We start from the raw sequence: 26,442 nt of genomic DNA, 5'->3' as shown, positions 1-26,442 counted from the left end.
GGTGAATCAATCTCATAACACCCTCGGTAAAGTCTACTTGGTTGGCGCTGGTCCAGGTGCCGCGGATCTCATTACCGTTCGTGGTGCCAAGTTACTCGCTCAAGCAGACATTGTTTTTCATGATGCTTTAGTCGAACCAGAAATGCTAGCACTTTGCCCGCGAGCCACTTTAGTGCCCGTAGGCAAGCGTTGTGGCAAGCTGTCTTCTGCGCAACACTTCATCAATAAACGATTAGTAGACGCTGCCCATAAATATCAAACCGTTGTTCGCCTCAAGGGTGGCGACCCAATGCTCTTTGGTCGCGCCGATGAAGAGTTAAGTACTCTCAAAGATGCTGGGGTTGAAGTGGAAGTCGTTCCTGGCATTACTGCAGCGCTCGCTGGTGCGGCAAGCATTGGGCAATCACTCACCTTGCGGGGTGTTTCACGAAGCGTGGCATTTATCACATTGGCACAAGCGACTGAAAATCCTGTATTTGGAGAGCCTCTTGCCAATCCATCGGCCGATACCTTGGTGTATTACATGGGTCGTAAAGATGCCGCGCGCATTGCACAACAACTCATTGAGCAAAGCCCAAATCATGGCGCCAATACGCCAGTACAAATTTTAGAATCAGTCAGTACGCCGCGCGAGCGTCAATGGAGCAGCACTCTATTTGAATTGGCCGCAGGTAAAGCTGATCAATGGTTTGATAGCAACTCGCCAGCACTCATCATGATTGGTGAAGCCTTGAGAGAGAACAAAGTTACTCAAAGCCAAAATATAGTTGAATCAAAAACTAAGGCCGCTTGATTCAACTATGCTCAAGCCGCTAGCGCTAAAGCAGGTAGTGGTGTTGGTGCACTCTCAGGATGATTCCTGAACTTTTGCTCCACCTCCCAGAGATCCAGAGCCTCTTGCATATGTAACCAACTCTCAGGCGTTCCTCCGACTACTCTTGCAAGTCTAACCGCCATCTCGGCACTTACCCCGCGCTTCTCATGCAATAAGTCCGAGACAGTCAGGCGACTTACCCCTAGATGACTTGCAAAAACAGCCTGGGTTATTCCCAATGCAGGTAGCACATCTTCTCGCAAAATAGCGCCTGGATGGGTTGGCTTGCGATTGATACTCCTTAAACTTTTGGCTAATTTTTTCATTAGTGATAGTCCTCTAAATCAACATTGATCGCATGCTTGCCTTCAAACTTAAAGGTTAAGCGCCAATTACCAGATACAAACACAGCGAAATAATTTCTTCTCTTACCCTTTAACTCGTGAAAGCGGTATCCCGGCAAATCCATATCCTTAGGCTCTACTGATGCGTCCAAGCGATCCAACAAGCGCTCTAAACGAGCTGCGTATTGGGCTGGTATTGCCTTGTAACTTCCTTTTGAAAAAAAGAGCTCTAAGCCACGATGATTAAAAGATTGAATCATTTATCCCCCATGGCACATTGTAATCTATCACATTACAATGTAAAGTATATCATTACATACAAGGGGGTTGATAGGCGGCACTAAATAGCGCGAGCCCCAAAATCGACAATGGCTTGCAAGACAGCCAAATCCTCTCCAACGGCAGGCGTAGCGCTTAGTGTGAGATTGGGGTATTGCTTTTGGCATGCCTCTAGCAGCACCGGAAAATCGTTGCGCAAATGACCGCCTTGCCCAAAAAAGACTGGGACCACAGTAATTTGAGTTGCTCCTTGGGCGCTTAAGTTACTTACAGCGTCTTCAAGTGAGGGCTGCATCATCTCTAAAAAGGCAAGTTGTACTGGCGTACCTTGATGCTGCTCTTGCCATAGCTTTGCCAGACGATCAAAGGGTTCACGCCAACGTGCATCACGTGCGCCATGTCCAAAAAGGATGATTGCTTTCATAATTTTGTCTTCGTTTTCAATTACTGTAAGCTTACTCTTATTCGTACTTAATTGATTAGCCCCAATTTCATAAATGCTCTCTATGACAAATCTTCTCAGTCAAACCTGGTTTATTTTCTTAATGGGTGCAACCCTCATCGGGGCAGTGCTCTCAGCCGTCCATCACGCTGAAGTGATTGCTCATAAAACAGGCGAGCCCTACGGCACCCTAGTGCTTTCTATTAGCGTCACCATCATCGAAGTTTCTTTAATTATCTCCATGATGCTCACTGGCCATGAAGGTTCAGAGTTTATTGCGCGTGATGCCGTCTTTGCCACCGTCATGATCGTCATTAACGGCGTGATTGGTTTGTGTATTTTTGTTGGCGGCCTTAAGCACCATGAGATGTCTTTTCGTAACGAAGGCACCAATTCTGCTCTAGCGGTGTTAACCGCTTTAGCGACATTTATTCTGGTCATGCCCATGGTGACCGTAAGCACGCCTGGTCCCGACTTTACCAAGAGCCAGCTCGCTTTTGCGGGTATTGCCTCTTTTGCACTTTACGTAGCATTTTTATTATTTCAAACCATCACACATCGTGATTATTATTTGCCAAAGGTGCATAGCAAGCGTGAAGATAGTAGCGAACATGCAGCCAAGCCTAGCAACTCCAAAACTGCTGTTAGCGCAGTGCTACTACTCCTGTCTTTAATTGCAGTGGTAGGTCTTGCTGAAGCACTCAGCCCAGCTATCGAGGCAGGCGTCAAAGCTGCAGGCGCACCAAAAACAGTAGTCGGTATTGCTATTGCAATGCTTGTTCTCTTGCCCGAAGGTTTTGCAGCAGTTCGTGCATCTAGAGCAAACAGACTTCAGAGCAGCTTAAACTTGGCTCTCGGCTCAGCACTCGCCAGTATTGGCTTAACGATCCCCACGGTTGCCGCAATTGCAATCTTCTTTGATCTCCAATTAAGTCTCGGAATTACCTCCCTCAACATGGTCCTGATGTACCTCTCCTTCTTTATTGGAGCTCTGACCTTGGCGATTGGGCGCACTACCCTGCTTCAAGGGGTGGTTCATCTCATCATCTTCTTTGAGTACCTCTTCTTGAGCTTGGTACCCTAAGAGCGAATACAAAGCCAATAAGGTAGTCCAGTGAGCCCTCAGGGGCTCTTTTTTATGATTTTTATGTCTACAAACCCAATATAATCAGGGTCTGTTGATTACTTGCTGCACCAAATTAAGAGTTTCTGGCATTAATAGAAATTCTGATTAGCCAAATGACATGAAAAAAGCCCTAAAACGCCATATCTTGAGCACCCTAAAGCATGGCTTGGCTTTTTTAGACAAAAATCCTGCAATACGCCGCCAGGTGTATTTTTTCATCTGCAAGTACGGCATGTATAACTTCTTGAAGAAGTTATATGCCAGTCGTCTGCAACAAGCTTCGGTGAATCAATTTTCACCACTCATGGTTGGACCAGTAGTGGTGCTCGATATCTCGCAAGAGCAACTCTCAACTCATGCTCAAGCTATTTATGGTCAGCTGAAGTCTGCTGCCCAGAACAATTCGTCGAAAGCAGCCTAATGCGGATTGTGATTGATTTACAAGGTGCACAAAGTAATAGTCGCTTCAGAGGGATCGGTCGTTACTCCACTTCTTTAGCACAAGCCATTATTCGCAATCGCGGTGAACATGAAGTCATTATTGTTTTGAATGGCCTCTTCCCTGATGCAACGCAATTTATCAAGAGTCAATTTGAAGGTTTATTGCCTCCTGAAAATATTAAGATTTGGTACGCACCTGGCCCGGTGATGGAATGTCAGGCCGGCACTGACTTACGACGTGAAGGCGCTGAATTGGTTCGTGAAGCCTTTATTGCTAGTTTGCAACCCGATGTTGTCCATATTAGCAGCCTGTTTGAAGGCTTTGGTGATAACACGGTTACTAGCGTTGGTAAGTTTGATACCAGCACACCAGTCAGCATTTCTTTTTACGATCTCATTCCTTTTCTAAATCCTAAAGAGTATTTAGAGGTAGATCGTTTCTACGCCACTTACTACCTGCGCAAGCTGGAATACCTTAAGCGCGCTTCATTGCTTTTAAGTATTTCGGAGTTCTCCAGATCTGAAGGTTTAGAGCATTTAGATTTTTCTCCAGAAGAGATTGTGAATATTTCTTCTGCGGCCGAACCCTTCTTTAGTGATGCAGCACCAGCAACGGATCCCGTTGCACTCAAAGAGAAGTTTGGCATTACGCGCCCATTTGTTTTATATACCGGTGGCGCAGATCCTCGCAAGAACCTCACACGTTTACTCGAGGCCTACGCGCAGATTCCAACGGAACTTCGCCTACAGCATCAGCTGGTTTTAGCGGGTCGTATCGATCGAGCAGAACATCTCGCACTCTTAAAAGGTATCAAAGCCTCGGGCATGAATGCCGACGAAGTAATTTTTACCGAATACATCAGTGATGATGAGCTGCAAACCTTGTATTACAGCTGCAAGCTCTTTGTCTTCCCATCATGGCATGAAGGCTTTGGCTTACCAGCGCTAGAGGCTATGAAATGCGGTGCCGCAGTCATCTCATCCAATACTTCCAGCTTGCCAGAAGTCGTCAACCTAGAAGAAGCATTGTTTGATCCACTGTCAACTGAGTCAATTAGCGCGAAGCTCACTGAGTTCTTATCAAATCCTGCCCTCATCGAGCGCATGAAAGTGCATGCCAAAGTACAGGCACCTTTGTTCTCTTGGGATGTGAGCGCACAAAAAGCCATTGCGGGCTTTGAAGCATTAATAGCGAAGCATCAAGCAGCAGGAATTCAAACAGCCAAATTGAGTAAAGCCGAGATTCTGAAAAAGCTGATTGCGGAATTAGGCAAATTGTCTTTTGATGGCAAGCATTACAAAGATGTCGACTTACTGCAGTTCTCTGCCTGCTTGGCACAGAACTTCCCAACTGAGCCACGCAAGCGTCAACTCTTTATTGATATCTCTGAGTTAGTAAAACGTGATGCTAAGACGGGTATTCAGCGCGTTGTACGTTCACTACTTACGGAGATGTTATTAAATCCTCCAGTAGGCTATGACGTTCATCCGATCTATGCCAACCAACTAACCCTTGGTTATCGCTATGCCAATCGCTTTAAAAAGAAATTCTTTGCGAGCGAAGATGATAAGCGTGCAATGGGTGAGAGCAATACCAATAATCTGGAAGACCCAGTAATTGAGACTCAAGCCGGCGATATCTTCTTGGGCATTGATTTGCAGGCAGATATTGTGCAAGCCCAGAAGCAATATCTATCAGCCATTAAGTTAAGCGGCACTAAGGTGTACTTTGTGGTCTATGACTTACTGCCCATTCTCTTCCCGAATGCTTTCCCGAGCGCTGCTGAATTTAATCATCGCCAGTGGTTACTCGAGATCAGCAAGTTCGACGGGATCATCTGCATTTCTAAAGCTGTTGCTGACGACTATCGCGAATGGGCTAAAACCAATATTCCTGATTTACCAAAGCAATTTGAAGTAGCCTGGTTCCATCTTGGCGCAGATATTGAAAATTCAGTGCCAACGACTGGTTTACCAGCAAACGCTAGTGAAGTGATTGCTCAGATCAGCGCGCAACCAAGCTTTGTAATGATTGGTACTTTGGAACCGCGCAAAGGTTACAGCCAAACCTTACCCGCCTTTGAAAAATTATGGGCTAAAGGTGCGCAAGTCAATTTGGTCATCATTGGCAAAAAAGGTTGGATGGTTGACGAATTGGTGAGCCATATCGAAAGTCATCCAGAGCTCAATAAGCGCCTCTTCTGGTTAGACAGCATTAGTGATGAGTATCTCGATCAAATCTACTCAGCCAGCACTTGCTTGATTGCCGCCTCAGATGGCGAAGGCTTTGGCTTACCCTTAATTGAGGCTGCCAGAAGACATGTCCCGATCATTGCTAGAGATATTCCGGTCTTTAAAGAAGTGGCTGGAGAGCATGCTTTCTACTACAGGGCTTCTAAGCCTGAAGAGATGACCCAGGCTATTGAAGCTTGGTTAGAACTCCATACCAAAGGTGCCCACCCCCGCTCAGACAAGATGCCTTGGCTGACCTGGAAGGAAAGTGCCCAGTCCGTTCTCAAAACCTTATTAAACTAGGGCTAATGCGCAATTCCAACTCCCGCTCCCCCGGCTTATTTGCCTCTATTGCCTCACTTTGGCAATACCGCGCATTTATCCTCGGCAGCACGAAGCGCGAATTCCAAACCAAGTATAAAAATTCCCTTTTAGGCTTTGCTTGGCCCATCATCAATCCCTTAGCGCTAATTTTGGTTTACACCTTAGTGTTCTCCAAAGTCATGGGGGCTCGATTGCCAGGCGCCGCTGGTGAAGGTAGCTCTGGTCTTTATTCTTACAGCATCTATTTATGCATTGGCGTGATTGTTTGGACACTTTTTTCAGAGTTGACCTCACGTGCCCAAGTAGTGTTCTTAGAAAACGCCAACCTTCTCAAGAAACTGAACTTTCCACGCCTATGCCTACCAGTCATTGTCATTCTTAATGCTGGACTGAACTTCATCATCATCTTTTCCCTATTCACCCTCTTCCTATTGGTGACAGATAACTTCCCTGGTTATTGCTTCTTTGCTGTTATCCCCCTGTTGGTGATCTTGGTTGCTTTCTCGATTGGCTTAGGAATGACGCTCGGCGTTCTCAATGTTTTCTTTAGAGATATTGGTTACTTTTACAGCGTTGCTTTGCAGTTTTGGTTTTGGCTCACACCCATCGTGTACTCGGTCAATATCCTGCCCGAGAAAATTCGTTTCTTGGTTTCATTTAATCCGCTCACCAATTTAATGGTGGCCTTTCAGGGTATTTTTGTTCATCATCAAATGCCTGATTGGTCTAGCTTGTGGTTTATCTGTGTCTTAGCGGTGCTGCTCAATATCAATGGCTTTCGCTTATTCCGTAAGCGTTCCGGTGAAATGGTGGACTTGCTCTAATGTCACAGATTATTGTTCGCAATCTCGGCAAAGCTTACAAGCGCTACCCTTCTAAGTGGTCGCGTCTCGCTGAATGGATTATTCCGTTTAGTAAAGAGCGTCATAGCCTGAACTGGGTATTACAGGATTTGAACTTCACTGTAAATCCTGGTGAGGCCGTCGGCATTATTGGTGTGAACGGTGCTGGTAAGAGCACGCTACTCAAGATGATCTCTGGAACTTCCAAGCCTACTACTGGCTCAGTAGAGATGAGTGGCAAAGTGGCTGCCCTACTTGAGCTTGGTATCGGCTTTCATCCTGACTTTACTGGTAGACAGAATGTCTATATGGCTGGACAATTACTTGGCTATAGCGTGGATCAAATCACTGCCATGATGCCGGCCATCGAAGAGTTTGCTGAGATTGGTGAATACATCGATCAGCCTGTGCGTTTCTATTCCAGCGGTATGCAAATGCGCTTGGCTTTTAGCGTGGCCACTGCAGAGCGCCCAGATGTCTTGATCGTGGACGAGGCTTTATCGGTTGGTGATACTTACTTCACCCATAAGTGCTTTGACCGTATTCGCGAATTCCGCAAGCATGGCACGACCCTATTAATTGTTTCCCATGACAAGATGGCTATTCAGTCAATTTGTGATCGCGCTATTTTGCTTAACCAAGGCAAAGTTGCCATTGAAGGTCAACCAGAAATGGTGATGGACTATTACAACGCCTTATTAGCCGACCGCGAGAACCAAAACGTTCGCCAAGAAATTACCCAATCCGGAAAAGTCAAAACAACTTCTGGCAGCGGTGAAGCCACTATTTTGGATGTGGCCTTACTCAATAACGAAGGTAAGCGCATTGAAGTGGTTCAAGTAGCCCAAGAAATTACACTATCCACCAAAGTACGCTGCAATCAAGCCATTGATGAGCTAGTGCTAGGCTATATGTTCAAAGATCGCTTGGGCTTGCCGGTTTATGGCACCAATACCTATCACCTCAATAAGACCCTGAAGAAGCTGGCTGCAGGCGCTGAAGTGGAATTTAACTTCCGCTTTATTGCTAATTTTGGGCCTGGAACCTACTCACTTGCATTATCTTTACATGCATCTGACAATCACATAGCGAGCAATTATGAGTGGCGTGACCATGCTCTCGTGTTTACGGTCCTTAATAGCAAAGAACATTTTGAAGGTGTAGCTTGGTTACCCCCAATAGTTGAGATTAAGCAGTAAGAACAAGCTGAAGTAAAAAAGATAAACCATTTAGAAACGCATGAGCTCAGATCAAAATAATTTCTACAAAGCATTTGAAGATCAGCATCGCGGCTCTCGCGAAGTCATTAAGTCTCGCCTGTCGGTTTATGTCCCATTTATTAAAAAGATTCAAGCAGCCCACCCCAATGCTACCGCCCTTGATTTAGGATGTGGTCGTGGAGAATGGCTTGAATTGCTGCAAGATAACCAACTGACCGCATCTGGCATTGATCTAGACGACGGCATGCTCTCCGCTTGCCGCAGCAGAGGCCTCAACGTACAAACGGGTGACGCCATTGCGCACCTCAAATCATTGCCAGCTGATAGTTTGAGCATTGTTTCGGGATTTCATATTGCTGAGCACCTATCTTTAGATGATTTGCAGACGCTCATTAAGGAAGCCTTAAGGACATTAAAGCCTGCTGGGCTGTTAATTCTGGAAGCGCCTAATACTGAGAACTTAGTTGTCGGTACCTCTAGCTTTTATTTAGACCCAACCCATCAGCGCCCACTGCCTTCGGCTTTACTTAGCTTTCTCGTGAGTTATTTGGGCTTTGCTAGATCTAAGGTTCTTGGTGTTCAAGAATCGATTCCTCTACGTGAAGAGCAAGGCCCTACTAGCTTGTTTGCCGTTCTCTCTGGTGTCAGCCCAGACTTTGCAGTGATTGCCCAAAAAGCTGGAGATGCATCCGCCATGGCAAGTTTTGATGTCGTATTTGCCAAAGAATATGGCCTGACTTTAGAGTTGCTGGCAAATCGCTATCAAGAACGCTTTGATGCCATCGAGCGCAAGACTCAACTACTCGAGGCACGCCTGAACCGCATCTGGAAATTACTCGAACCCTTTAAGTGGGCCAAGTCCCTTTTCAAAAAATAATCTGCAGCAACGTTATCTTGCACTATTACTTATTCATAAAGCCTAATATTCATGAGCACCAATTTGTCGCGCGGTTTAGTCACTAGCATTCCAGAGCGTTACGTTCAGTTTGCTCTATTTAATCTCAAGAAGATTTATAGCGACCTAGGCTGCCAGCTCCCGATTGAAATCTGGGAAGTAGGCAATGAGCTCAGTGCTGAGTCTAAGCAAAAGATTAGTGCTATTACTGACAAAATCATTTGGCGTAACGTTTCAGAGTTCACCCCCGATCTCGCTCACTGGAAGGGCTTTCAGGTAAAGGCGTTTATTGTTGCCAATAGCTCCTTCAACGAAGTGTTGCTATTTGATGCGGATGGCATCTTTCATCAAAATCCAGAGAATCTTTTTAGCGATGCCGGTTATCAAGAGACGGGCTTTTACCTCTTTAGAGATCTCAAGCGTTGGGTATTTGAATTTAATTGGTATGACAAACTCATGTACCAATTGGGTCTACGCAAGCCTTTCAAAGGCAATAAGTTCCGTAACTATGCTTTTTATCAGCAGCGCCAAAATTGGCTGCGTCGTTGTCTTAACAATCAAAAGCCTAGTAATTTCCCAATTGAGTGGGATTACATCTGGAAAGATGGTATTCCGACTGAACCAGTCATTGAGACTTATGTAGATAGTGGTGTAGTAGCGATTAATCGCAGCAAGCATCCACAAGCAATTAAGTGCCTGTATGAGCTAAATAACAATCACCCCGATACCTACAAATACGTATGGGGCGATAAAGAAACCTTCTGGATCTCTGCCCTCATGGCTAAGGAGCCATTTACCGTAAACCCACAATGGGCTTATGAAGAGGCCTCTGATAACAGCGAAGGTTGGAAGACCAAGAAGGATCTGATTTGCCAGGCCTGGAACGGCAAACTCTTCTTCACCCAAAAGGGTGTGGTCTAAGAAGCTGAGAGCTATTGCTGCTTTTGTAATTTTATTTTGTTAGCTAGCAGCACCGAACCGGCGGCAGTTAAATGTCCGTAATCCCAAATAATAGGCATTATGACACCATCATACTCAGCAGTTACTTTACAAACATTAGCCTGACAAAAGACTTTTAGTGTTGAAAAAAAATCAATCTTCTTTTGTTTAGCAAGGGCAGCCCATTTTTGATCCATTAGGGTTAAATGATCATATAAATATGTGGGCATGACTTCACCTAATTTTAAGTTTTTATGATTTAAGAACATATAGGTTGGAAGGCTAGGTAAAAATTGCGGGGTTCCACCCAAAATTGTAATTTTTGAAGATGGCGAAACTAGCCGTATAAAATCCACGGTCTTATTTAGACTTTCTAAAGGATGCTGAGCATCATAAATACCCCAATTAGCATATAAGAAAATATTTTTTGGCTTAAGATTTTTGATCTGAGAGCCAATATAGTTATTGATATCTCTACATAGAGGTCTAGAGGCAACGAACTCATCCATGAGAGGTGGACAGCCGGTAGATGTAAATTGCGTTACATTTTTATAGATATGCCTAAGGCCAAATGAGAGAGCGGCGGCGTGAGAATCACCCCAAATGAAAATAGAATCATCTGAATTATCTTCAATACAGCTCGCATTGAATAAATCAATGGAATCTCCAACATCTAAAAAACAACTTCCAACACGCCCAATTTTTTTACTCTCCTCTTGGTATTCGTTATAAGCCAATACAGCTTTTTGGCTTTTAGTTAAAAAACCACTTGTGAATTGCCCAATTAAACCAATAGAGATAAATAGGAGGCTACCAAAAACAGAGAATAAAAATATTTTATTCTGTGAAAATCGTCTTTTATCCCTAAATGGAATCTCAACAAATTTCCAGCTTAAATATGAAAGTACTGAGATTATTAACACCAAGAGTGCTAAGACCACTTGATCCGGCTCATGACCAGCCTTCACTCTAGCAAATGCAAACACTGGTTGATGCCACAAGTACAGGCTATAGCTAATTAAACCGATGCCAACGAATATTCGTTTAGATAACAGTTTTCCGACAATAGTTTTCTGGCTGGTATAGATAATCAGTAAAGCGCCAAGAACTGGAATCAGCGTATATAAACTTGGAAATGGAGTAAATTTATCAAAACCAAATATGGCATAGAAAATTAAAAGTAAGCCGATGAGGCTGCCAATCTCTCGAAAAATTCTTTGGTTTTTTTGATCACCAGATAGCTGTGAATAAAATGCCAGTATTGATCCTGCCAATAATTCCCATACTCGCGTAGGCAAAAGATAAAAATCAAATGCAGGCCTTATTTCAGATAAAAGTTGTGCCAAAAATAAACTAGCGCACCCAAGGAAGGCAAAAATAAATATAATTTTTTTCTCCCCAAAGGCATACCCCATGCGAGTAGGACCGGGAAAAGTAAATAAAATTGCTCCTCAACAGCCAAGCTCCAAGTATGGAGAAGAGGTGTAGTATCCCCCGTCAAGCCGACATTCCTAAAGTGTTGTTTTCTGCCTGTGCTCGATAGTCTCTAGGCGATATTCTGCCAAGAGAGCTGTGCGGTCTTTCTTCGTTGTAAATGGTGATCCAGTTTTCTGTAATTTCACGTACCTCCCTGAGGTTTTCAAATAAATACGCATTGAGTACTTCATGACGATAGGTTTTATTAAACCGCTCAATAAAGGCATTTTGTTGAGGCTTGCCCGGCTGGATAAATTTGAGTTCAATCCCTTTTTCTTCGCACCAGCCCATAAAGATGGCAGACCGCAGTTCACTCCCATTGTCCAGACGTATCGCCTGAGGTAAACCATGGATCTCTTCCAGATGCTCCAATGTTCTGACTACTCTGGCTGCTGGCAAACTAATATCAATTTCAATCGCCAAGATCTCACGGTTGGATTCGTCAATGACGTTCAGGGTCCTAAAAGGCCGGCCGTAATGCAAGGTGTCGTACATAAAATCTAAGGCCCACATCGAGTTAGCCTCGGTAGGGGCAACAAGTGGAACTCTGGGCATCTTGGGGATACGCTTTTTGGTTCTTCTGGGTAAGTTCAAACCCATCTCCTTATACACACGCCATACCCGCTTGTGATTCCACTCGTAACCCTGATTGCGCATCCAATCAAAACATAATCTAAATCCCCAGCGCCCATTCTTGGCAACCACTTGATTAAGTACTTCAATGACAGGCTCATCGGCTTTAGCCCTACTTGCCGGGCGCTCGTAATACGATGACCTGGCCAGCCCCAAATGAGCGCAAGCTCTTGTTATTGGCACTGCTTCTTCGCCAACCAGGTAATCGACTGCTTCTCTTTTACCGGTTGGCGCTAGAGCTTTTTTTCAATGAGGTTCTTTAGAGCTCGGTTATCGTGGGTCAGTTCAGCAACCATCGTTTTATATTCGGAGAGCTGCTGCTCTAGCTCCTTTACTCGTTTGAGCTCAGAAGCTTCAAGGCCGCCGTATTTGGATCGCCATTTGTAAAAGGTAGCGCCGCTAATGCCATGCGTGCGCAATATGTCTGCCATCGCAATACCGCCCTCGGCTTCTTTCAAAATCCCAACGATTTGGGTCTCTGTAAATCGTGACTTCTTCATATTGATTCTCCTGTTGTAAATACTGCCATAAACAACAGAAAACTCAACTTTTTAAATGTACGAATCTATGGGGATACTACAGAGGCCTAAGCTCTGCAGCAGTTTCAAAATAACCGGTTGAGATCCAGAAATAAATATTGGAAGCAAACGTAGATACCGCTACAAGACTTTGGGAAAAACCCTTTAATTCATGAGGCAGCATCCAAAACCATGCAAATGGCAAAAAAATCGCCATAACCAGAAATAGTGCTGGCAAAATCCTGCGCGCTCGCCGCTCATAAAATCCAGTGAGGGTAAATTTTCTATCGACCATTTCAGAAAGGAGAATTGAGGTAATCAGATAGCCACTTATGACAAAGAAGATATCTACACCGACATATCCGCCCCCAAAGAGCTGAATGCCCGCATGGAAAAGAATGACTGGTATGACTGCCAGAGCTCTTAAACCATCTATTTCGGGTCTATATTGCATAAATCATTTACTTTGATTTCTAAGCCACTCATTGAGCGGTCTACCAATTAAGCCCGCTGAGTAGTCAGAGATATGGTCTGAGTAGCTGTAAAGCAGACGACCATTCTTAGAGATTTCACAAAGTCCTTTTCCTTCATCACACAGGATTGGTGTGGTGTAAAAGATCTTCACAGTCCCAGGGTTATTTTTCTCCAGCTTAGCCAGTAGGCGTCGGTATTGCTCTGTACGCTGTTGATGCTGCTCTACCGTTAATACACAACGAGGGTTGAGCTTCTTGGGGAAGAAATAATTAATCGCCGAGATCGTGCTCTTTCTTTGCAAACAATCTTCTGGGAACGCTAAGGTTGGATTATCTTCAAGGATCACCACTTTCTTGCCGGCGGCCTTTAGTGGATTAATTGCGTTTTGAACCGCTTCATAGGCAACATCAAAATTAGGCGAAGACTCCATATCATCCAAGAACTTCTTCTCATTCAAGCCAAATAGGTTTCTACTAGCGCCGACAAATAAAACAGTCTCAATATTTTTATTTTGGGCCAGCGCATTCATGGCGTATTCGCTTGAAGGTGTGATTTTTTTATAAATCGGATTATTGGAAACCACGATCGATACACCACTCTTGCCATTCGGGCCACCAATAAAGAGCCACCGCCCACTCTCATTTGAGGTTCTAATCAAACCCCTAAAGATGGACTCAGCATGACTGTCGCCAACCAAGGCGTACTTCACTGGAGGACGGCTATCGCGTAAGCAGGTTCCGAACCAGGCTTTATCAATTGATGGGGAGTTCGCTAAACCGCAGTCTTCAATAAGATCCACTCCAGCAACGCCGTCATAACCTGACTCCGGATCAATATTGATCTTGTTCACCAAGCGGGAGTGACTACCGTTCTTGAAATTCGCCACATAGCCTGCGAGACCAATCAAGAACAGCCCTGCAACCAGCGCAATGGTGATGGCTCTCTTACTAACAAAATACTTACCAAAGAAAGCGGTATTGAATGTAATGCCGCTACCGAAACGAATAGGCTTTTCTACAAAGCGATACGTTAGCCAAGATAAAAGAATGGAGAGAACTACAACCCCAATCCGAATCTCTAACTCAGGAACACTGCTACTCAGAATGCGTGCAAAAGAGAGTAATGGCCAATGCCAGAGATAAAGTGGATAACTAATTAGGCCAAACCACACTAATACAGAACTACCTAACACTGCCTTATTGAACCAAGCACTTGGGCCAGCCTTGATCATCAGCGCAGCGCCTAAGGTTGGTAAGAGTGCCCACGCCCCCGGAAAGCCGCTGTCTTTGTTTATTAAAAGCAATCCAGTAATAAAGAGTACGCAACCTATCCATGACAGGGTATTTGCCTGCACAATGGTATTAATAGCTAATCGTGGATACCTTGCATGAAATACAGTGACATAAGCCAACAAAGAACCGATGAGCAATTCCCAAAAGCGGGTTAAGGGTGAATAGAAGGTAGCAACTGGATCAATGGCAATGCCATAAAGATTGAACGCAAATGAAGCTAGCCCAATTGCTAAAATGATCGGCAGGCAGCGCACCCGAAAGCGCCATGCAGCCCAAAGAATGGGCGGCCAAACGATATAGAACTGCTCTTCAATACCCAGGCTCCATAAGTGAAGCAAAGGTTTTGTATCGGCCAGGTTGTCAAAGTAACCGCTCTCGCTCCACAAAATTAAGTTGGCGATGAAGCCAGCACCACCAGCAATATGTTTACCTAACTGCTTGTACTCACCAACAAACAGAATGCACCAGCCCAAGACGAACGATGCCACCAATACGAGAATCAGTGCTGGGAAAATACGGCGGACACGGCGTGCATAAAAATCGACAAAACTAAAGTTGCCCTGCTCTAACTTCTCAAAAATGATGGTGGAGATTAAGAAGCCTGAAATGACGAAAAAGACATCCACCCCAATAAAGCCGCCAGAGATGAACTCAGGAAAGGCATGAAATAACACAACTGATAGCACTGCAAATGCTCTCAAGCCATCGATATCGGAACGATATTGATGATTAGGCAGTTCGGCAGTCTTGGGTATCGCGTTAGACATGAATGTACTTAATTACTTTAAATGCCAGGCTTGTAGGTAACCAATAGGATCCTGGGTCCACCAGAAGAAAACCTTGTTCTCGCCAACCGTATGGGGAATACGCCAATAGAAGGTATAAGGCACGGCTAAGCAAAGTACTAGCATGATGGTAATGAGAGATGGCTTACGAAGTGGCGCTCCAGTACCTTTCAGACTAAAGAAGGTAATAAAAAACAGTAGTCCAGAAATATGAATCCACCGGCCCAAATCAATCGCAATGCCATACAGCGGTACCGTCAGAATAAGAGGAATCGCCATTGCTAGGAACAGGTGATGCTTTGCGAGCCCCACAATCCATCGGCCATAGCAGTAGATGGGGATCATGGTGAGCAACAGTAGAGGCGTAAAGGACTTGATAAAGCCGATATGCGCCTTAGGATGCGTACCAGCCAGAAGGTGAATGGCATCGCATCCCAGGGATCCATTAACACTCCAGGGATTAAGGCTGCTGCAAATTGCATCAGCGATCTCTTTATTGCCTTTGAAAAAGAAATACAGCACTACCAAAACCAGTAATGAAACAAGGTACGGAATAAAGAATGTCAGAAAATCGCTTTTATTAAATCCACGCTTGAGATACAGCGGCAAATAAAAGAAAGGGAAGAAGAAAATCAAACCCTCATGGGTAAAGGCAATGGCTGCCATCACCATCAAGAGATAGTAAAAATCCCAGCGCTTGAATATCGATTTAGGTGGGGACTTGCTAAAGACTTGCAGTAATGCAAATAAGGCAAAGCTGGCGAAGATCAGAATTTCTTTTCTACCAGAGCCTTCTGGGTCATTGAGGTCAAACATCAAGGCCCAAGGAGAAATCAAGAACAAAATCTCGATTAAGCCAATACCCTTCACAATCGCCAGTAGCAGGATGGAGCCACACAGAATGCCGTAAGCCAGATATTTACTGGTTAGCACCGCTTCAATCGGGCTGTTACCAAACCAGCGATGGGTCTGCATAGCAATCTCACCAAAGAGACCTCTACGAACAAGGCCATTGGTGTAATTGATCAACCAATCACCTGTGATGTATCCATGATTTCTAAATTCAAACTGAATCTCATTAACGCGGATAAAGTAAAAATACAGAATTGCGCAGAGCAACGCCAAACTCAAGAGCCCTAAGGCGGAAAATTTACGTGAGCTCATGAATAGGCGGGCTGATTTACTTGGCTAATTTCTTGGATACTTGCTTACTGAGCAACGTTATTCATCAAGAGCTTGGCGCGTGCTAAGTTAGCAGCACCAGTTGGATGCTTATCAAGCTCATGAATGTAGTAATTGCGAGCAAGCAGCTCATTCTTATCAGCTAGAGTCATATCAATCACATTGATACCCATACCTTTAATGGCAGCGATGACTTTTGCATTGTTGTAAGTGCCAACAAACCACTGATCATCCGCTTTAATAAAGCCCACCACTAAGTCTTCACCACGTTTTTTAGATTCTGCGGCAATCGTCTTGAGAACACCGAGGTAGATTTCTAGTTGCTTATCTTGATCAGAAGTTACGAGGAGACTATCCTGGATCAAGTTAAATACCTTTGATGAGGTAATGAGTCCGCGCAGCGCTTTAGGAGAATGCTCCACCCAGCCAAAGGAACGACAGTAGCCATCACGCTTTACCAGGCCATCGGATTGCAATTGATACTTTGGTGAGCCTAGGCTAAAGAAGTCGGCACAGCCTACTCGGCTAGCATGCCAAGGCGCAGTCAGAACAAAATTGAGATTGGCTTTGGTATCGAGGTCGCTCTGTAACACTGCTAAGCCTTGATGAATGCCCCAACCATGAATGCCATAGTTCTTCACTTCTAATGGCGCCCACTTAGCGCCCTGCTTTTGACTGTTAACCAAATCACCAACGTAATAGGCCATGGTCTCGTTATCTGCAACGCCTTCACCAAAGGTGAATGAGTCACCGAGGAAGTTAATGCGATGGGGTTGTTTATCGCCATACTTTGGCGTCACCCTAAATCCATCAGGACCAATAGTAAATACCGTGTCATAAAGCACATCGCCATTAGAGGCAATCTTCTTCGCTGTAAAGACGCCAGGTTTTGGCTGGCTACCAAACTGCCCTAAATGCCAATATGCAGGGGTGTTGTAAGTCTGGGCACTATCAAAATAAGCAAAGATCGATTTATCTTTAGCAGTATTGATGCCGGAATCTGGTTTCTTGGCAATTAAGGCAGGTAAATAACCTAAGGCTGTTTCAGCAATAGCCAAAGTCACCACAATCGAAATGGTCATGATGACGGTATTACGTAGAAAGCTGGTTAATGCAGCAAGCGCCATCAGCACCACACTGAATGCCCACAAGAAACTAGCGACACTGCGCTGTGTGTAGGCATTAAAAAATAAATAAGCGGCCAAGGCCGCTAAGATTGCTGGGAATAGGAGTTTTTTCAGCGTCTTCATTGATATCCCGTATCGAATGGTTATTGGATTAAATTCGATTGAACTTTATCTAACTTAATCCAACTCATAAGCGTTTTTGTAATCGAGCTTAAGAGACTCGTCTTGATCTTCTTTGCGCATGATGGAGTTACCTACTACCAAGAATTCAATCTCGGTACCCATTAAGCAGCGGAACGCATCTTCTGGCGTGCAGACAATCGGCTCACCGCGTACGTTAAACGAAGTATTCACCACTACTGGGCAACCAGTAAGCTCTTTGAACTTACTCACCAAGGCATGGTATTTCGGATTGGTCTGCTTGTGAATGGTTTGTATGCGTGCTGAATAATCCACGTGCGTTACCGCAGGAATTTCAGAACGAGGCACATTGAGCTTTTCGATACCAAAGAGCTTCTGTTGCTCTTCAGTCATTGCCAGGCGCTTAGATTCGTTGACGTCAGCAACTAAGAGCATGTATGGACTGTCAGTATTGATATCAAACCACTCTGAGACATCTTCACGCAGAACGCTAGGTGCAAATGGTCTAAAGGACTCGCGATACTTAACCTTCAGGTTCAATAATTTTTGCGCTGATGGAGAACGAGCATCTGCCAAGATAGAGCGGCCACCCAATGAGCGCGGGCCAAACTCCATACGACCTTGATGCCAACCTACCGCTTTGCCATCTGCCAATGCTTGAGCAGTTAAAGCAATGATTTCTTCATCGGAGTGATTGGTGAACTTCGCACCAGCAGCAGTCAAACGTTGCTCAATATCTGGTTGAGCAAACTCAGGCCCCAAGTAAGAGCCCTTCATGCCATCTTGCAATGCTGGATCCACTTTTCGTGGCAAGCCCAACATCATGTAGTAAGCCGCTAATGCAGCACCAACCGCGCCACCAGCATCACCTGCAGCAGGCTGAATCCAAATATTGTCAAAAATGTTTTCACGTAATAGCTTGCCATTAGCAACACAGTTGAGCGCTACACCGCCAGCAAGACATAAATTGGTTTGACCAGTGGATTTACGAATACCACGCGCCAACTTGATCACTACCTCTTCAGTAACCGCCTGAATCGAAGCAGCCAAATCCATCTCACGTTGAGTCAGGATTGCTTCTTCTGCACGACGTGGGCCACCAAATAACTTATCAAACTTCTCATTGGTCATTGTCAGACCAGTACAGTAATTGAAATAACTCATGTCTAAAGCGAATGAGCCATCTTCTTTAATGTCGATGAGATTATCTTTAATGAGCTGCGCATACTTTGGCTCGCCATAAGGCGCCAAGCCCATGACCTTGTACTCACCAGAGTTCACTTTAAAGCCGGTGTAATAAGTAATGGCTGAGTAGAGTAGTCCTAATGAATGCGGGAAATGAATTTCTTTATGGACTTCAAGCTTATTGCCATGGCCAATTGCTAAGGAAGTCGTTGTCCACTCGCCTACGCCGTCCATCGTGAGAATGGCAGCATCTTCAAATGGCGATGGGAAGAATGCGCTAGCAGCGTGACTTAAGTGATGCTCAGAAAAGAGCAAACGTGCTTCCCAGTCAATATCCTTGCCCCACAAGTCTTTGAGGGCGCCAGTAATAACTGATTTCTGAAAAAGCTTATCGGTTAACCAAACTGGTAATGCTGTAGCAAAAGATTTAAAACCTACTGGGGCATATGCCAGATAAGTCTCTAGCAAACGCTCAAACTTTAAGAATGGCTTGTCGTAGAAAACAACATAATCGATATCGGCTGGAGTACAACCAACTTCAGTTAAGCAATAGTTAATCGCATTGCTTGGAAAAGCTTGATCATGCTTCTTACGAGTAAAGCGCTCTTCTTGAGCGGCTGCTACCACCTCGCCATCAACGACTAAGCAAGCGGCTGAGTCGTGGTAGTAAGCGGAGATTCCCAGTATCTTCATGCGCGTAGCAATTCTTCTGTCTTTGTTCTTAGAACAAGGTGTAAATGAATGGTGCTACCACTGAACTCTTAGCAGCCAACAACAACAAGCCACCCAAGACCACCATGACAACAATAATTGGCAGGAGCCATAACTTCTTACGAACTCTTAAAAATTTCCATAACTCTTTGATGAATGACATAGATAACCTCTGTAATTTCGATTTACTAAATATGGTTTAGAACTGATCTTTAAATGATTCGGAAGATGGTCCGGGTGGCGCACGATCAATCCAATGGGACTGAACATCTTGCTTACGCAACTTCAAAGGATCTCTACCTGCCAAGCGCATCACAATAGCGATCGGTGTAATCAGAATAAAAAACAAAATGCCTAGAACGATTGGGCTCACTACACGGCCCATCAATAAGCCCAATTGGTACCAAGCCTTGTTTAAAGGACGCAGCACAATCGGCATGAAAATGGTGAAAGCTAAGAAAGTAACTGCTAGAACCAAAAAGACCTGAATGGCTACTGGCTTACCGTTGTGATACCAGAGGTATCCAGCCAGGATGAGGAAGATTCCGGTAAAGACGAAACCAAAGGTCCGCTCGGAAGGCAGCTTTGAACCGTGTAGGGAATCTGATTGACTACTCATAGGCTTTAAATGGCAATTTCTATAAATTTGCTAAGACTTTGATTATAAAGTCAAAGTACGCCAGAAATGACAGCCTGAAGCAGGCCTATTGAATACCTAGGCCTAGGCAGCAGGCTTGTAGTTGCCCGAGGGCTGATAGCCGTTCACAAGGCGCTGCAACTGATCTACCAACACCTGAAAATCGCCCTTAGCCAGGCCCGCTTGTAACAAGGCTAATTCCGCCTCAAGGGCGCTCCAGGGCAAAAAGTCCTCCCTAGCCATCATGATTCTTGGATGCGGGGTAGAGGTTGGATTTTCGCCAATGAGGAGCTCTTCATAGAGCTTTTCACCCGGACGCAGGCCAGTAACCACGATTTCAATGTCACCAGCACCGGTCTCAGGGTTTTTGACACTTAAACCAGATAACTCGACCATGCGCTTAGCCAGGTCGTAAATTTTGACGGGTTGCCCCATATCCAGCACAAATACCTCACCACCCTTAGCCATCGCACCAGCCTGAATCACCAACTGCGCCGCCTCCGGAATGGTCATGAAATAGCGCGTCACTTCAGCATGGGTCAAAGTCACTGGACCACCCGCTTTAATTTGTTCGCGGAACAATGGCACTACTGAACCGCTGGAACCCAAAACATTACCAAATCGCACCATGGAAAAACAGGTGCTGGAATTTTCTTGATTGGCTAATGCTTGCAAAACTAATTCAGCAAAACGTTTTGTCGCGCCCATCACATTCGTTGGACGTACCGCTTTATCAGTACTGATTAAGACAAAGTTTGCAGTGCGATGTTTCTTGGCAGTTTGCGCCAAGTTCAAAGTGCCTAATACGTTGTTCTGCAATCCTTCAGAAGGATTGTGCTCAACTAACGGTACATGTTTGTAAGCCGCTGCGTGATAGACGGTATCAATTTTCCATTTGGTAAAGATTGTCTCTAAACGCTCAGCATCACGGACATTACCCAATAGTGGAATGAGTTCGGTCTTGAGTTGTGGATTGGCATTAAGCTGAGCACGCAACTCGGACTCAATGACATAGAGGCCATATTCACTATGGTCTAGTAAGAGCAACTGTTTTGGTCCTACTTGCAATATTTGTCTGCAGAGCTCCGAACCAATACTGCCGCCAGCCCCGCTAATCAGCACGGTCTTACCCAGAATGTTCTTCTCGATCAGTTCACGGTTAGGGGCAACGGGCTCACGCCCTAAGAGGTCATCTGGATCCAACTCTTTAATGTCTAAGACTGTGACATGGCCTTGTGCCAAATCCACTAAGTCAGGCAATGAACGTACGTGCACCTGGAGTTCACGCAAGTCGCTCAGAATGGCGTTACGTCTTGCGCGATCAATGGAGGGCATCGCCAACAAGATATCGGTGACGCCATGCGTATCAATTAAGCGTGTAATTTCTTTTGGTGGATACACCATCAAGCCGTTGATATTGCTACCTTGATATTGCGTACTGTCATCAATGTAACCGGCTAAGAAGTATTGTCCTGATTGACGTAACGCTGAAGCAATCTGCATCCCAGAATGACCGGCGCCATAAATTAATAATGTGCCAAGAACAGGGCGCCCATTGTTGCCATAGGATCTAAAGCCTAAAGCAAGACTTGCTGCAACTCGTGCAAGCGCCATCAAGATAAACATGATGATCGGTTGCACTAAACCAATACTGCGATAGATATAAGGTGAGGCCAACATAAAGATGGCAGTGAAATACAGCACACCATAAATACCAACCGCCTTACTCATTAAAGCTAAGGTGTGCGCTCCAGTAAAACGGAGCACGGTTTTATAAACACCGTATTGAAAGAAAACAGGAATCGATAAAGCAACAGCCAAGATGTAGGCCATCTTTTGCTCAGCAATCAGCGCATGCCATTCATCAAGGCGCAAAGAAAAGGCTAGCCATGTGGCCAGCAAAGCACACACCACATCGATCAGCATCGCTGCAAACTGCTTCACCCAACGGGGTAACTCTAATAATTCCTTTTTCATGACAGTCCTGTCAGTTTGCTGCCATTTTAGTGATTATTTTCTCAGCCTAGTGAGAAACGCCCTCACGCCTGAAAACCTTCAAGACCGTGAGGAACAGGATGTAAAAGTCAAAGCTGGTTGACTGCTTTTGCAGGTACTGGGCATCCAAATTGACCTTCTCAGTCAAATCGAGCTCATCCCGTCCGTTGACTTGGGCCCAACCGGTGATTCCGGGAACCAATACCTCCACCCCCCGCTCGGTCCTCATAGCAATCAGATCTTCTTGGTTATAGAGAGCTGGTCTTGGGCCAACAAAACTCATATCCCCGACGAGAACAGACCAGAGTTGTGGCAACTCATCCAGACTCGATTTACGTAAGAAGCCGCCAACAGGCGTCAGGTAGCTGCCAGCGCCAACCAAGAGATGGGTAGCCACATTAGGCGTATTCACTTGCATCGTTCTGAACTTTGGCATTCTGAAGATGCGGTTGTACTGCCCCACTCGATCAGACCAAAACACAATGGGGCCAGGTGAAGTCAATTTCACGATGATGGCAGTGATCAACATGGGGATCGCTAAAAATACTAGGGCGATCAACAAGAGAATGAGGTCAACAATGCGTTTCATGAGTTTTTCAAATACGATTGAGCAGCAATAGCAATACCTTCTTCCACAGATAATGGTGGCTGCCAATGCAGTAATTGTCGTGCTTTACTAGAGTCGATTTGCAAAGAACCAAGCAAGCGATCTGCAGCTGAAGAGGCGCCGAGCACTTCTGCTGCAACTCTGAGAATAAACGCCGGAGCTGGCAACAGCCAAATTGACTTACCCATGCCTTTAGCGATGAGTCTTAGCAATTGGGTTGTGGATACATCTTCACCATCAGAAAGCAAGAAGCGTTGATTGGCTGCCAAGGGATTTTTCATTACTTCAGCAATAAAGCTCACCAAGTTATCTAGTGCCAACATGCTGCGCTGGTTATGAGTGGCGCCCAATGGAAGCGGCATGCCTTTTGAAACCAGCCCCATGAGTTTTTGGAAGTTCGCCTTAACACCCGGACCATAAATGAGTGGTGGGCGAATAATCACAAATTCCATACCGGTCTGGGCGCAAACTTTTTCTAGGCCAAGCTCTGCTTCCCACTTGCTCACGCCATAAGGATCGATTGGTGCCGGTATTGAATCCTCTGAATAAGATTGACCAGAAGAAGTCTCTTCACCGTTAACCTTGATAGAACTCAAATAGATAAAACGCTTGACACCTGCTTTAGCAGCTTCTTGTGCAAGATGAATAGTAGCAAAAGTATTGGCATTGCGATATTCCTCAAGAGGATCCCGCGCTACATCATTCATGACATGTACGCGTGCGGCTAGATGAATGACTACATCTACCCCGTCTAGTGCATCCGTCCAATTGGTATGAGGATTGATGTCTCCTACTACCTCAATGGACCCTATAGGTAATACACCGGGAACTTCAAGCTCATCCGGACGATGACGAACTGCAAGGCGCAACTCCATCTCGGGAAATTGCGTACTCAAGAAGCTTGCTAATCGGCTACCCACAAAACCAGTAGCGCCCGTAATCAAAACACAGGGGTTTTGCAGGCGCTGATCTAGCTCTTGGGAAGAGTTAAGGCTTTGCTCGGTCAAATTGAGACTCAATGATTGGTGATGTACTCATTTTATGCCCTCATTTTCCAAGAATGACTTTGACTAGGCTATTTTTAGCCAAATAATCAGATGCCACTGGCGATAAATGATGGGAATCAAAGTAAGTCATTCCAGAAACGGGGTTGTTACCCAGATACACCAGGCAGCCATCAGCATTACAAAAGAGATCAATCAAATCTACATAAGCAATGCCAGTAGTTAGGGTTGCAAAGAGTTGTTTGGTGCCCTCGTTCATTAACAATGTTTCAGGAACTAGTTCACTCTTTGTGCGCTCTGGAATACCCACTACTTGTTTGCGCATCATGAGTGTAGGTAAGGCATCGGACCACTCAGGACTTTGACCCACGAAAACAATTCTTTGTACGCCTAACTTTTTCAAGGTGGCACTTAATGATTCCACCTCCGGTAACTTCCATGCCGTGCTTTGGGCAAGGACTACTGTTTTGGGATGAGTTTTCTTAATAGCCTCTAAAGCTACATAGTTAGATCGTTCGCAATAACTTGCATTGGAATCTTCTGCTTGCATTGGATTCGGCTTACAACCTACGCTGGCTACTTGAAGTAATTGCCAATCTGCTGGTAAATTTTTTCTGAGACCATAACCCAACATTTGTGCATGAGAGTCGCCCCATAAAAACACAGCTTGCTTTTTGGAATCTACCTCATAGCAAGACTTCGCAATATCAGCCTTAGGTTGATTGGTTTTTTTCTCAGGTTGAGAAAAATCACACGCAGCTGAGTTTTGCTGATAGTCATCCTCTAGGTTCTTACGCATTTGTGTCTGGAAGTCGCCACCTAGGTAGGCAGCGCTGGCAGTAAAGCGATACCCCATGCCACTTTGATTCTGAATTTCGCGGCCAAGGAAGATGATGCCGATCATGGCCGCAATGAGGAACCAAGTTTTTTGCTTTCCGTAGGCGCCAAAACGCAAAGGCTTTTCGATGAAGCGATAAGTCAGCCACGAAAGCATTACTGCTAAGGCTAGGGCCAATAGACGGAATTTCGCCTTGGCAAATAAATCAGGTTCAAGTATGCGTAGGTATACCAGTAAGACCCAGTGCCATAAATACAGCGGATAACTAATTTTTCCAAACCAAACCGCTACCTTATTAGACAAAACAGTGCGATTCAGAATCGCATTAGGACCGGCAGAAATTAATAAGACGGCTCCCAGTGTAGGCAGGATCGCCCAAAATCCTGGAAATACCTTTTGACTATTGATAAAGAAGAAACTCAGAAGCAAAAGAGTTGCCCCTGCAAATGAGCGAACATTCTCATTCACCAAACCAAGTGAAGTGTCCGAGGATGCAGTAGACGGATTTAAATGGACATAAGCAAGCACTGCGCCAATGAGAAGCTCCCAAAAGCGTACCTGGGGTAGATAAAATGCAATCGTGCTCTGAGCAACATACAGCTCATAAATATTCCATGCAAAAGAGGCTGCTAAGCAAATGATCGTTAGCTTCAGCAGGTTCAGACGCAGCTTCCACGCGCCCCACAGCAGCAAAGGCCAAAGGATGTAGAACTGCTCTTCCACCCCAAGCGACCAGAGATGTAAGAAGGGCTTGATCTCAGCGGAGGTATCGAAATAACCGCTTTCACTTGCCAGCATCCAGTTCTGGATAAAGGCAGCGCTTGAAATCATGTGCCTACCCAGATTAATGAACTCATCTGCGTAGAAGAAATACCAAGCCATCGCAAAACTGGCGATGAAGACGGTGATTAAAGCAGGGAATATCCTACGAATACGGCGGGAGTAAAAATCGAGAAGACTGAAACTCTGTTGCTGAAGGCTGCTCAACAATATCGATGAAATAAGATATCCAGAGATTACAAAAAAGATATCCACACCGACAAATCCACCTGGCAATACTGATGGCAGCGCATGGAACGCCAAGACCGCCAAAACAGCAACCGCGCGAAGACCATCTATATCCGGACGATACGTAGCCAATCTACAGCACCCCTGTTGAGCAGCCCATCTTTTTAGCTAGCCTAGATATTGAGCTTATTAAAAACAAAGCTTGGCAGATGCTGAATGATCAACATAATGATTTGCCATTTCTTTGGCGTGTAAATCACGCTCTTACCCTTAGCAATACCTTCCACGATCTCTTTTGCCACCAAATCCGCAGGCGCCATTTTCATACCTTTGGCACGCATCTTTTCGGTCATTGGTGTTGCGGTTGGGCCCGGCTTGATTAAAGTGATCTTGAGGCGGTTATTAGCGAAGCGATGCTGCATGCCTTGGGCATAGCGTGAGACTAAGCCCTTAGCGGCTCCGTAGATGTAATTGGATTTACGACCACGATCACCCGCAACAGAACCAATAATGGCGATATTGCCTTTACCTTGGTTTTGCATGACACCGGCAAAAGCCTCGGCAAACAAGCATGGTGAAACACCATTGATCTCTAAAGTTTCTTTACAAAGATTGAGATCTTGTTCGCAATCGGTCTGATCTGGCAAAGTGCCATGGGCAATCAGAACGTTATCAATGGTTCTGCTGTGATAAACCACCTCTACTAGATTATGAATGGCAGTAGCGTCATTAAAGTCAACAGCAATGGCTTCAATCTTGGAGTGAGGGCTGCGAACTTGCAGATCAGCGATCAATGGCTGTGCACGCGCAACATCCCGAACTACGAGCGTTAAATCCACCGCAGACTCTTTTACCCAAATGCGAGCGCATTCTTTTGCAATACCTGAAGTAGCTCCAACAATCACAATTCTTTTCATCATTTCTTTCTGTG

General features: G+C 45.1%; 25 protein-coding genes. 8 read left to right on the top strand and 17 right to left on the bottom strand.

Annotation, left to right across the window (positions count from 1 at the left end; all coding sequences use genetic code 11):
- The first annotated feature begins 1 nt into the window (after position 1).
- Positions 2-793 carry a uroporphyrinogen-III C-methyltransferase gene (gene cobA / locus ICN47_RS09440; RefSeq protein ID WP_370626307.1) on the top strand — a complete coding sequence of 264 codons (792 nt, stop codon included), beginning with the start codon at positions 2-4 and terminating at the stop codon, positions 791-793.
- 11 nt (positions 794-804) lie between these two features.
- On the opposite strand, the gene ICN47_RS09435 is transcribed toward cobA, so the two are convergent.
- The 3 genes from ICN47_RS09435 to ICN47_RS09425 all read right to left on the bottom strand — a co-directional run bounded on the left by ICN47_RS09435 (position 805) and on the right by ICN47_RS09425 (position 1,861).
- Complete coding sequence (locus ICN47_RS09435) at positions 805-1,140, bottom strand: HigA family addiction module antitoxin (RefSeq protein WP_216219689.1); 336 nt, start codon at positions 1,138-1,140, stop codon at positions 805-807.
- Positions 1,140-1,418, bottom strand: coding sequence for a type II toxin-antitoxin system RelE/ParE family toxin (locus ICN47_RS09430; protein ID WP_216219688.1), 279 nt, complete (start codon positions 1,416-1,418; stop codon positions 1,140-1,142). Before ICN47_RS09430 ends, ICN47_RS09435 begins: the two co-directional genes overlap by 1 nt.
- A gap of 80 nt (positions 1,419-1,498) precedes the next feature.
- Positions 1,499-1,861, bottom strand: coding sequence for a sirohydrochlorin chelatase (locus ICN47_RS09425; RefSeq protein ID WP_216219687.1), 363 nt, complete (start codon positions 1,859-1,861; stop codon positions 1,499-1,501).
- An 82-nt stretch (positions 1,862-1,943) separates the two neighbouring features.
- Between ICN47_RS09425 and ICN47_RS09420 the strand changes: the two genes are divergently transcribed.
- The 7 genes from ICN47_RS09420 to ICN47_RS09390 all read left to right on the top strand — a co-directional run bounded on the left by ICN47_RS09420 (position 1,944) and on the right by ICN47_RS09390 (position 9,880).
- Positions 1,944-2,963 (top strand): calcium:proton antiporter, encoded by a 1,020-nt coding sequence (locus tag ICN47_RS09420; RefSeq protein ID WP_255538987.1) that lies wholly within the window; start codon positions 1,944-1,946, stop codon positions 2,961-2,963.
- A 160-nt stretch (positions 2,964-3,123) separates the two neighbouring features.
- Positions 3,124-3,426, top strand: a complete 303-nt coding sequence (locus ICN47_RS09415) for a hypothetical protein (protein ID WP_216219685.1) — start codon at positions 3,124-3,126, stop codon at positions 3,424-3,426.
- Positions 3,426-5,981 (top strand): glycosyltransferase family 1 protein, encoded by a 2,556-nt coding sequence (locus ICN47_RS09410; protein WP_216219684.1) that lies wholly within the window; start codon positions 3,426-3,428, stop codon positions 5,979-5,981. Before ICN47_RS09415 ends, ICN47_RS09410 begins: the two co-directional genes overlap by 1 nt.
- Before the next feature lie 5 nt (positions 5,982-5,986).
- Positions 5,987-6,826, top strand: coding sequence for an ABC transporter permease (locus ICN47_RS09405; protein WP_216219683.1), 840 nt, complete (start codon positions 5,987-5,989; stop codon positions 6,824-6,826).
- The gene (locus ICN47_RS09400; protein WP_216219682.1) at positions 6,826-8,043 is read left to right on the top strand and encodes an ABC transporter ATP-binding protein; all 1,218 of its coding nucleotides are present in this window, start codon (positions 6,826-6,828) and stop codon (positions 8,041-8,043) included. The genes ICN47_RS09405 and ICN47_RS09400 overlap by 1 nt, the downstream gene beginning before the upstream one ends.
- Before the next feature lie 40 nt (positions 8,044-8,083).
- On the top strand, positions 8,084-8,941 hold the full coding sequence (locus tag ICN47_RS09395; RefSeq protein WP_216219681.1) for a class I SAM-dependent methyltransferase: 858 nt from the start codon (positions 8,084-8,086) through the stop codon (positions 8,939-8,941).
- Between the two features lie 51 nt (positions 8,942-8,992).
- The gene (locus ICN47_RS09390) at positions 8,993-9,880 is read left to right on the top strand and encodes an alpha-1,3-mannosyltransferase family protein (RefSeq protein WP_216219680.1); all 888 of its coding nucleotides are present in this window, start codon (positions 8,993-8,995) and stop codon (positions 9,878-9,880) included.
- 11 nt (positions 9,881-9,891) lie between these two features.
- On the opposite strand, the gene ICN47_RS09385 is transcribed toward ICN47_RS09390, so the two are convergent.
- From ICN47_RS09385 to ICN47_RS09320, 14 genes are all read right to left on the bottom strand, one after another.
- Entirely contained in the window at positions 9,892-11,313 is a 1,422-nt protein-coding gene (locus ICN47_RS09385) for an acyltransferase family protein (RefSeq protein WP_216219679.1), read from the bottom strand.
- 82 nt (positions 11,314-11,395) lie between these two features.
- Positions 11,396-12,507 (bottom strand): IS3 family transposase gene (locus tag ICN47_RS09380; protein WP_216219678.1). Its coding sequence is split into 2 segments (ribosomal slippage): positions 11,396-12,246 and positions 12,246-12,507, totalling 1,113 coding nucleotides; the frame shifts between segments, so codons are not numbered across the junction.
- Between the two features lie 76 nt (positions 12,508-12,583).
- Positions 12,584-12,979, bottom strand: coding sequence for an acyltransferase (locus tag ICN47_RS09375; protein WP_216219677.1), 396 nt, complete (start codon positions 12,977-12,979; stop codon positions 12,584-12,586).
- A 3-nt stretch (positions 12,980-12,982) separates the two neighbouring features.
- A complete protein-coding gene (locus tag ICN47_RS09370; protein WP_216219676.1) occupies positions 12,983-15,058 on the bottom strand; it encodes an acyltransferase family protein in 2,076 nt (691 codons plus the stop codon).
- A 12-nt stretch (positions 15,059-15,070) separates the two neighbouring features.
- The gene (locus ICN47_RS09365; protein ID WP_216219675.1) at positions 15,071-16,240 is read right to left on the bottom strand and encodes a hypothetical protein; all 1,170 of its coding nucleotides are present in this window, start codon (positions 16,238-16,240) and stop codon (positions 15,071-15,073) included.
- Between the two features lie 44 nt (positions 16,241-16,284).
- Entirely contained in the window at positions 16,285-17,508 is a 1,224-nt protein-coding gene (locus ICN47_RS09360; RefSeq protein ID WP_216219674.1) for a hypothetical protein, read from the bottom strand.
- Positions 17,509-17,562: 54 nt separating this feature from the next.
- Positions 17,563-19,404: a carbamoyltransferase gene (locus ICN47_RS09355; protein ID WP_216219673.1), complete on the bottom strand. Its 1,842-nt coding sequence runs from the start codon at positions 19,402-19,404 to the stop codon at positions 17,563-17,565.
- Between the two features lie 28 nt (positions 19,405-19,432).
- A complete protein-coding gene (locus tag ICN47_RS09350; RefSeq protein WP_216219672.1) occupies positions 19,433-19,585 on the bottom strand; it encodes a DUF5989 family protein in 153 nt (50 codons plus the stop codon).
- A gap of 36 nt (positions 19,586-19,621) precedes the next feature.
- The gene (locus ICN47_RS09345; protein WP_216219671.1) at positions 19,622-20,041 is read right to left on the bottom strand and encodes an SxtJ family membrane protein; all 420 of its coding nucleotides are present in this window, start codon (positions 20,039-20,041) and stop codon (positions 19,622-19,624) included.
- A 102-nt stretch (positions 20,042-20,143) separates the two neighbouring features.
- Positions 20,144-22,036, bottom strand: a complete 1,893-nt coding sequence (locus ICN47_RS09340; RefSeq protein ID WP_216219670.1) for a nucleoside-diphosphate sugar epimerase/dehydratase — start codon at positions 22,034-22,036, stop codon at positions 20,144-20,146.
- Between the two features lie 46 nt (positions 22,037-22,082).
- Positions 22,083-22,643, bottom strand: coding sequence for a sugar transferase (locus ICN47_RS09335; RefSeq protein ID WP_216219669.1), 561 nt, complete (start codon positions 22,641-22,643; stop codon positions 22,083-22,085).
- Positions 22,640-23,680, bottom strand: a complete 1,041-nt coding sequence (locus ICN47_RS09330; protein ID WP_255538986.1) for an SDR family oxidoreductase — start codon at positions 23,678-23,680, stop codon at positions 22,640-22,642. The genes ICN47_RS09335 and ICN47_RS09330 overlap by 4 nt, the downstream gene beginning before the upstream one ends.
- A 28-nt stretch (positions 23,681-23,708) precedes the next feature.
- Positions 23,709-25,643 (bottom strand): acyltransferase family protein, encoded by a 1,935-nt coding sequence (locus ICN47_RS09325; protein ID WP_216219668.1) that lies wholly within the window; start codon positions 25,641-25,643, stop codon positions 23,709-23,711.
- Positions 25,644-25,684: 41 nt separating this feature from the next.
- A complete protein-coding gene (locus ICN47_RS09320) occupies positions 25,685-26,431 on the bottom strand; it encodes an SDR family NAD(P)-dependent oxidoreductase (RefSeq protein ID WP_216219667.1) in 747 nt (248 codons plus the stop codon).
- Between the last annotated feature and the right edge of the window lie 11 nt (positions 26,432-26,442).

Source organism: Polynucleobacter sp. AP-Latsch-80-C2 (genome assembly GCF_018882185.1).
Lineage (GTDB): Bacteria > Pseudomonadota > Gammaproteobacteria > Burkholderiales > Burkholderiaceae > Polynucleobacter.
This window is presented reverse-complemented; position numbering and strand designations above follow the sequence as displayed.